Below are 6,533 nucleotides of genomic sequence, written 5' to 3'. Positions count from 1 at the left end.
GATCAACCAGCCCTCACAGGAGGCCCTCATACAGACCGCCTGACGGAATCTGTCTCACCCGCCTTGACACTTTCCGCTGCCCTGGTGATCTCCTTCATCGATGATCACCGTGACCGGTTCGGGGTCGAGCCAATCTGCCGCGTGCTCACCGAGCACGGAGTGAAGATTGCCCCGTCGGGCTACTACGCCTTCAAGAAACGCCCTGCATCTGTTCGGGCTCTGCGCGATGAGGAGCTGATCGCCGAGATCGAGCGGGTCTTCTGGGACCGGAAGCTTGGCCGCGGCATCAGCGGGGTTCGCAAGATGTGGCATCTGCTGCGCCGCGAAGGCATCGTGATCGCCCGATGCACGGTGGAGCGCCTCATGCGCCGCCAGGGTCTGCGGGGCATTCGTCGCGGGAAGCAGTTCATCACCACCAAGGCTGATGCTGCGGCGGTGCGGCCGGAAGACCACGTCAACCGTGATTTCACCGCCTGCCGGCCGAACCAACTTTGGGTGGTCGACTTCACCTACGTGCCCACCTGGTCGGGCATGGCGTTCACCGCGTTCGTCACCGACGTGTTCTCCCGCCGCATCGTCGGCTGGAGAACCGCCGACCGGATGCCGACCGAGCTGCCGCTGGACGCGCTGGAGATGGCGCTGTGGGTTCGCGGCCGGGCAGGCGAAGACGTCACCGGGGTGACTCATCATTCCGATGCCGGCCGGCAATACACCGCTCTGCGCTACGCCGACAGGTTGGCCGAGGTCGGCGCGATCGCCTCGATCGGATCCGTGGGCGACTCATACGACAACGCTCTGGCCGAGTCGGCGATCGGGCTCTATAAGACCGAATGCGTGAAGATCGACGGCCCCTTCCGCACCGTCGATGAGCTGGAGCTGGCGACGCTTTCCTGGGTGCACTGGTTCAACGAGAACCGGCTGCACTCCTCGATCGGGTATCTCACCCCGATCGAGATGGAGAACGAGTACTACCGTGAGAACACCTTCCGACAGCAGCCGCTGCCGGGAGAACTCGCCCTCCACTAAACCCGGGGCGATTCAGAGGCCCGCATCGGGGCTCGTCAGCTTTTCGATCTTCTCAACGGACAGGGCCATCGATGCCGTCAACCCGACGGCGCCACACAGCGCGAGGAACAAGCCGAAGAAGAATTCACGGCGCATGAGCTGGGACAACTTTCACCATCGCTAGATACATACGGAACAGATGGCAATCATGCAGTGATGCGTGTATGTTCATTGCGTGCTGACTATTACCGATCGTCTGACCACCTGACCTGCCTTCGTGACTGTGGCATCGTTGTTGCGGAGCCCGAGGGTCGCCGAACTCGGTACGAGGTCGCAGATCCCCGTCTCACCCGGGCGCTCACCGCTCTGCTGGACACGACCTTGGCCGTGGACCATGCAGCCGGGTGCATCGATCCCTCCTGCGCGGCCCCGGAATGCTGCACGACGGAGGCGACGGCATGATCTTCCTCTCCATACTGCAAGCGATCGGCCTGTTCATTGTCACGAACATCGACTACATCATTGTGCTCTCGCTGTTCTTCGCCCGTGGCGCGGGACAACGGGGCACGACCGCTCGAATCCTGGTCGGGCAGTATCTGGGATTCGCAGGCATTCTCGGCGCGGCTGTACTCGTAGCTCTCGGCGCCGGAGCATTCCTGCCTCCAGAGGTCATCCCCTACTTCGGTCTGATCCCGTTGGGCCTGGGACTATGGGCGGCCTGGCAGGCATGGCGTCGACGTCACGACGACGACGATGACGATGAGGGCAAGATCGAGGGTAAAAAGGTCGCGGTCTGGGCCGTAGCGGGTGTCACCTTCGCAAGCGGCGGGGACAACATCGGGTTCTACGTGCCGGTCTTCCTGAGTGTGGGACCCGCCGCCGTGGTCGCCTACTGTGTAGTGTTCCTCGCGCTCGTCCCAGTCCTGGTGTACGTAGCCAAGTTCATCGCTACCCGACGTCCGATCGCGGAAATCCTGGAGCGCTGGGGGAACATCCTGTTCCCGATCGTTCTGATCGGCCTCGGCATCTTCATCCTGATCAGTGGCGGCGCATTCGGGCTCTGATCACCAAAAGGAAGCAGGCCGAGCCGGGGACCTACGTTCCGATCATTAGCGTTCACCCGCAGTGGTTAGACGGGAATGAGCACAAACCCGTCCTCGGGTTGCGCCGGGAATCGCCGCAGGTCGACTCGAAAGTCCTGGCCGGGGACTGTGTACTCCGCAGTGTGAGTATTCGCACCCTTCAGCGCCACCGGATATTGCCTTCGAGCACCAGTCGATATCGCGATTCAGCGCCACCCAATATTGCCGTTGAGCACCAGGGCCGATGAGTAGGTCGCGAGAACTGGCGACGGCACGCACGTGTCCGCCGTCGACGGCCCCATCTCGCCCGATCCGCAACCGGACGAAGTCGACGGCAAGGGCAGGCGGAGCCTGGCCGCGGCAGCACAAGACTGGGGCTGGTGTCCTCTTTGCCGGGAACGGTCCCCGCGTCCTGTGCGTCATCGTCCGTGAGGACGAACAGGGTGGTGCTGAGATCGAATATCGCGTGGCGCTCATCGCCGCTATCGCTGCGGTGCGTGGGTTGTGCTCAACGGCAATGCCGGTGGTGCTCAGAGACGCGAATACTCAGCAGTGGCCAGCCGTCCCACAGCGGAAGCGAGGAGGTCTACCGTCGCCGGTTCGCCCGGGCAGCGGTGGCCGTCCTCGTAAAAACCACCGCCTTGCGGCACAAGCGCGTTGTGGTGCGGCTCACCCGACATGAACCGGGTGGGAGCAAAGGTGCACGGATTTGGCCAGAGCTGAGGATCACGATTGGTGGCGAAAAGATCAAGGATCACCCAATCACCGCGCCTAAAACGGACACCGTCCCATTCCACATCGCGTGCGGCGGTCCCGCCGACCACGGGGAAAAACGGCGTAGTGCGGCGCACTTCCTGGGCGAAGGCGAGTCGGGACTCCTCGTTCTCGGCGACACGCGAGCGCCATTCGGGATGAAGATGCAACGCGAGAGCCGCGAACATGATGAAGCGCGCGATCGCAACGGTGGGTCGAAGCAGGTTTAGGAACTCCACGGCTGCAGTACGCTCGTCGAGCGACTGACCGTCTGCGTCCCGATGGCCTGCCACCCTGGCCGCGATGGTCTCCGGCGGCGCGTCGCGAAGCACCTGTCGCGCCCATGCTTCCGTGCGCAGCCGGAGCGCCCGTCCTCGCAGGTTTCGTGGCCCGAAGGAACCTGCGCCATCGATCATCCCTGCAAATTCTCGGACGCTCTTCGATCAAGGTCGCGGCCGCTGAGCGGAGTACCCGCCCAAGTGCACACCCCAGCGGTCAGAGCGCGCCCAGCCAACTCCAGCAGAGATACGCGGTTTCCGGACGCCGCGGCCCATTCTTTCTGCCACGCCTCCGCGACATGGCAATCCAGATCGAGGCGAGCTGACGCATCGAGCACGTCAATGAAAAGTGCCTTCCGATTCCGGTGCTCGCCCCCGGTGAGGGTCTGCACGCTTCCTTCGTCCTGCAATGAGTGCTTCACCGAGCGAGGCATCGCCCGATCCCGAGTAAATCGGTCACCCTCGTAGAAGAAGCGCACCCAGCCGCTGCCGCGGGCGAAAATCACACGTCTCCCGATCAGGCGAGTCGTGAACGCATCGCGTCCCACCGCATCGAACCCGTGCTGCCCGAACGCGTATCCGCGCACGAGGAACTCGAGCGTTCGATCGACGGGAAGAACGGGAAGCGCAGATCTCCTGTCCTCGGGCATGCTCTAACGGTATTCACGAAGTTGTTTGTGGCAAGGGACTTGACCTCCGGCACTGCCGGGTGCTGCACCCGGCAGTGCCGGAAACGATCGATTTCGGCACGAGTGCCAACCCCGGCCCGTCGACGTCGACACGCCGTGCCGAAACTCCGTGCCAAAACCTCCCTTGTTCCGAAACCCAATCCGACCGTTTTCGGCCCGTAGCTGATAGAATCGAAGCACGCCACGAGAGGGGCAATCATGGTCCGTACGCTCATCGCCGCACCGCCGGCACAGACCACCGCCGACGACCGTCTGGCGTTCGCGGATGCAGCTCTCGCCCTGGCCGGCCACGAGGTCACCGACCCGGCGCTGCGCGCCATCGTCGAGCGGGCCGCCCGCCACGAGCTGACGGGGGATGAGGCGCGCGCTGCGATCCGCCGCCACGTCCAGGGCTGATGCCTCGCGGCACCACCTTTCGTACCTGGGATGACTACTTCATCCCAGGTACTTCTGTGTTGAAGAACAAGTTCACCACTCCCGGCAACCCGCACGGGGAACCCGACCCCGACAAGATCCGGCAGTTGGAGGAAGCGTTCGCGCACACGCGCCTTCAAGAGCTGCACGAGAACCCGATACCCGGCCAGTTCGACTACGACCACATGAAGGCGATCCACGCTTACGTGTTCCAGGACGTCTACGAGTGGGCCGGTCAAGAACGGGTGGCCCCGGCCGGGCAGTTCATGACGAAGGATGGACACGCCTACTACGGCGCCGGCCCTCACCTGACGGCGGCCGCCGAGGCCGAGTACGCCAAGCTCGCAGGCAAGGACTATCTGCGCGGACTGCCGCAAGCGAAGTTCGTCGACGAGCTCGCGGAGAGCTGGGGGGAGCTGAATGTCGTGCACAGCTTCCGCGAGGGCAATACGCGGACGCAGTTCGTGTTCTTCTCTCAGCTCGCAGAGCAGGCCGGCTATCGGATCGACGCCGCGCAATTTGCCCCCGGCTCGCCGCTGCGCGAAGAGTTCGTGCAGGCACGGTTTCACTCACAGGACACCGGCCGTAATGACCGGCTCGCCGCGGTGCTGGGGAAGGCGATCACCCCTTTCGGCCGTGACGCTTCGGCGTCTCGAATGAGCGACAACGGCGTGGCCGACGCCCTCCGGGCAAGCTTCCCCATGAGTGCAAGAGGGGCCGTGCGATCGGCACCCACATCGGGCTCGAACGTCGCAGGGCATTCGTCGACCCAGCGTCCCGGCCGAGGCAGAACCGACGCAGGACGGAGCGGACGTGACTGACCCGATGACTACTCGACTCGACATTGAGCAGCGCTGGCCGGACTTGTTCGACGGCCTGACCGAAACGCAGCGCTGGTCCGTCGTGCAGTCCCTCGCGGCCGCTTGGCATGAAGGCTGGGAGCCGAACCGCGCCGACGTCGCCAACCTCACCGACTATGCGGCCGGCCGGGTCGATCACGCCGAGTACGCCCGCCGATCAGACGCACTCACAGGGCGAGTGCGGGGGAGTGCGCGATGAACGTCGTCGGCTACGCCCGCGTGTCCAAGCGGGAGCAGAACCCCGCGGCGCAGGAGGCCGAGCTGCGCGCGGCCGGAGCATCCCGAGTGTTCGTCGACCACGGCGAGTCGAGCCGCATCGCTGACCGCCCGCAGTGGCTCGCCTGCCTCGACTACCTCCGCGAGGGCGACACCCTTCTGGTGCGCCGTCTCGACCGACTGGGAGGCACGGAGCGAATCATCATCGAGACGCTGCACGACCTCGACCGACGAGGGGTGAACATCAAGAGCCTGACGGAGCCGATGATCGACACCACGACCCCGATGGGTCGTGCACTGTTCGGGATGGTCGCCGTGTTCGCGCAGCTCCGCGTCGACACGATCCGGGAGAACACGATGCGCGGCCTCGCCCACGCCAAGGCGCAAGGCCGAGTCGGTGGACGGCCGTCGAAGATGACGCCGGAGAAGATCGCGCAGGCGCAGCGGATGCGCGCCGAGGGCCGCAGCCTCGACCACATCGCCGCGGTGCTCAGCGTCGGCAAGTCGACCGTTGCGCGAGCGCTGAGCAGAGCCGATCAGGGATTCACTCAGACGCAGCGGTAGCGCCGCTCTGGTCGTCGCGGAGTAGGACGCCGGGGGCGACGTCGAGAGCGCCGGCTATCGCGTTCAGCTCGTCGACGGTGAGGCCCGCCGGCTTGGTCAGGTGTAGCCGCCTGGCGAGCGTGCGCAGCTTGATTCCGGTCGCGTCCGACAACCACTCGACCAGTGGCGTCCCGCATAGTGGTGTAACCGTTCGGTGGCCGGCCTCGTTGTGAACGTGGGCGCGGTCACCGTGTGATCCTTCGAGGAATCTCCTACAACCCTCTCGAATGGAGTCATCACGATGACCGCTCCTCACATTGTCGACCCTGCTGGCCTGCTCGGTGAAGCCCTCGCCGAGGCGTCGCCGGATCTGATGCGTCAGCTGCTGCAGACGATGATCAACGCGCTGCTGTCCGCGGACGCGGACGCCGTCTGCGGCGCCGAATGGGGCAAGGCGTCCCCGGACCGGGTGACGCAGCGCAACGGCTACCGGCACCGCGAGCTGGACACCCGTGTCGGCACGATCGACGTCGCCGTCCCCAAGCTCAGGAAGGGCACCTACTTCCCGGAATGGCTGCTCGAGCGCCGCAAGCGCGCCGAGGCCGCGTTGATCACCTGGCTACGCACGTGAATGCTGACGTCGCTTGTCGGTGAATGTTGCCGTCATCCCAACCGCCAGAACCCTTGGTCCTG

9 protein-coding genes and 2 pseudogenes are annotated in these 6,533 nt (G+C 64.8%); 8 read left to right on the top strand and 3 right to left on the bottom strand.

Going from position 1 to position 6,533, the window contains the following annotated elements; translation table 11 throughout:
• The first annotated feature begins 84 nt into the window (after window positions 1-84).
• Complete coding sequence (locus V6N00_RS17095) at window positions 85-1,026, top strand: IS3 family transposase (protein ID WP_334234297.1); 942 nt, start codon at window positions 85-87, stop codon at window positions 1,024-1,026.
• A 12-nt stretch (window positions 1,027-1,038) separates the two neighbouring features.
• On the opposite strand, the gene V6N00_RS17090 is transcribed toward V6N00_RS17095, so the two are convergent.
• Window positions 1,039-1,173, bottom strand: coding sequence for a hypothetical protein (locus V6N00_RS17090; RefSeq protein ID WP_334234296.1), 135 nt, complete (start codon window positions 1,171-1,173; stop codon window positions 1,039-1,041).
• Window positions 1,174-1,260: 87 nt separating this feature from the next.
• Here V6N00_RS17090 and V6N00_RS17085 point away from each other — a divergent pair.
• Window positions 1,261-1,467 (top strand): annotated as a pseudogene (locus tag V6N00_RS17085) (ArsR/SmtB family transcription factor); the annotation flags it as partial.
• Entirely contained in the window at window positions 1,464-2,069 is a 606-nt protein-coding gene (locus tag V6N00_RS17080; RefSeq protein WP_334234292.1) for a cadmium resistance transporter, read from the top strand. The pseudogene V6N00_RS17085 and the gene V6N00_RS17080, both read left to right, overlap by 4 nt.
• A gap of 548 nt (window positions 2,070-2,617) precedes the next feature.
• Here V6N00_RS17080 and V6N00_RS17075 read toward each other — a convergent pair.
• On the bottom strand, window positions 2,618-3,256 hold the full coding sequence (locus V6N00_RS17075) for a cytochrome P450 (RefSeq protein ID WP_334234290.1): 639 nt from the start codon (window positions 3,254-3,256) through the stop codon (window positions 2,618-2,620).
• A complete protein-coding gene (locus V6N00_RS17070; RefSeq protein ID WP_334234289.1) occupies window positions 3,253-3,768 on the bottom strand; it encodes a cytochrome P450 family protein in 516 nt (171 codons plus the stop codon). Before V6N00_RS17070 ends, V6N00_RS17075 begins: the two co-directional genes overlap by 4 nt.
• 237 nt (window positions 3,769-4,005) lie before the next feature.
• On the opposite strand from V6N00_RS17070, the gene V6N00_RS17065 reads away from it, so the two are divergent.
• The 5 genes and pseudogenes from V6N00_RS17065 to V6N00_RS17045 form a co-directional block, all read left to right on the top strand.
• On the top strand, window positions 4,006-4,203 hold the full coding sequence (locus V6N00_RS17065) for a hypothetical protein (protein ID WP_334234287.1): 198 nt from the start codon (window positions 4,006-4,008) through the stop codon (window positions 4,201-4,203).
• Window positions 4,204-4,259: 56 nt separating this feature from the next.
• The gene (locus tag V6N00_RS17060) at window positions 4,260-5,042 is read left to right on the top strand and encodes a Fic/DOC family protein (protein WP_334234285.1); all 783 of its coding nucleotides are present in this window, start codon (window positions 4,260-4,262) and stop codon (window positions 5,040-5,042) included.
• Complete coding sequence (locus tag V6N00_RS17055; protein WP_334234283.1) at window positions 5,035-5,280, top strand: antitoxin VbhA family protein; 246 nt, start codon at window positions 5,035-5,037, stop codon at window positions 5,278-5,280. Before V6N00_RS17060 ends, V6N00_RS17055 begins: the two co-directional genes overlap by 8 nt.
• Window positions 5,277-5,861, top strand: a complete 585-nt coding sequence (locus tag V6N00_RS17050) for a recombinase family protein (protein ID WP_334234281.1) — start codon at window positions 5,277-5,279, stop codon at window positions 5,859-5,861. Before V6N00_RS17055 ends, V6N00_RS17050 begins: the two co-directional genes overlap by 4 nt.
• Window positions 5,862-6,141: 280 nt before the next feature.
• Window positions 6,142-6,456 (top strand): annotated as a pseudogene (locus tag V6N00_RS17045) (transposase); the annotation flags it as partial.
• Window positions 6,457-6,533: the final 77 nt, after the last annotated feature.

It is taken from the genome of Tersicoccus mangrovi, from assembly GCF_036881825.1.
Lineage (GTDB): Bacteria > Actinomycetota > Actinomycetes > Actinomycetales > Micrococcaceae > Tersicoccus > Tersicoccus mangrovi.
This window is presented reverse-complemented; position numbering and strand designations above follow the sequence as displayed.

What these genes read in the sequence shown, in the direction of transcription:
- V6N00_RS17080 (WP_334234292.1), top strand. Translation starts at nt 1,464, where the DNA reads ATGATCTTCCTCTCCATACTGCAAGCGATCGGCCTGTTCATTGTCACG.
- V6N00_RS17075 (WP_334234290.1), bottom strand. Translation starts at nt 3,256, where the DNA reads ATGATCGATGGCGCAGGTTCCTTCGGGCCACGAAACCTGCGAGGACGG.
- V6N00_RS17070 (WP_334234289.1), bottom strand. Translation starts at nt 3,768, where the DNA reads ATGCCCGAGGACAGGAGATCTGCGCTTCCCGTTCTTCCCGTCGATCGA.
- V6N00_RS17065 (WP_334234287.1), top strand. Translation starts at nt 4,006, where the DNA reads ATGGTCCGTACGCTCATCGCCGCACCGCCGGCACAGACCACCGCCGAC.
- V6N00_RS17050 (WP_334234281.1), top strand. Translation starts at nt 5,277, where the DNA reads ATGAACGTCGTCGGCTACGCCCGCGTGTCCAAGCGGGAGCAGAACCCC.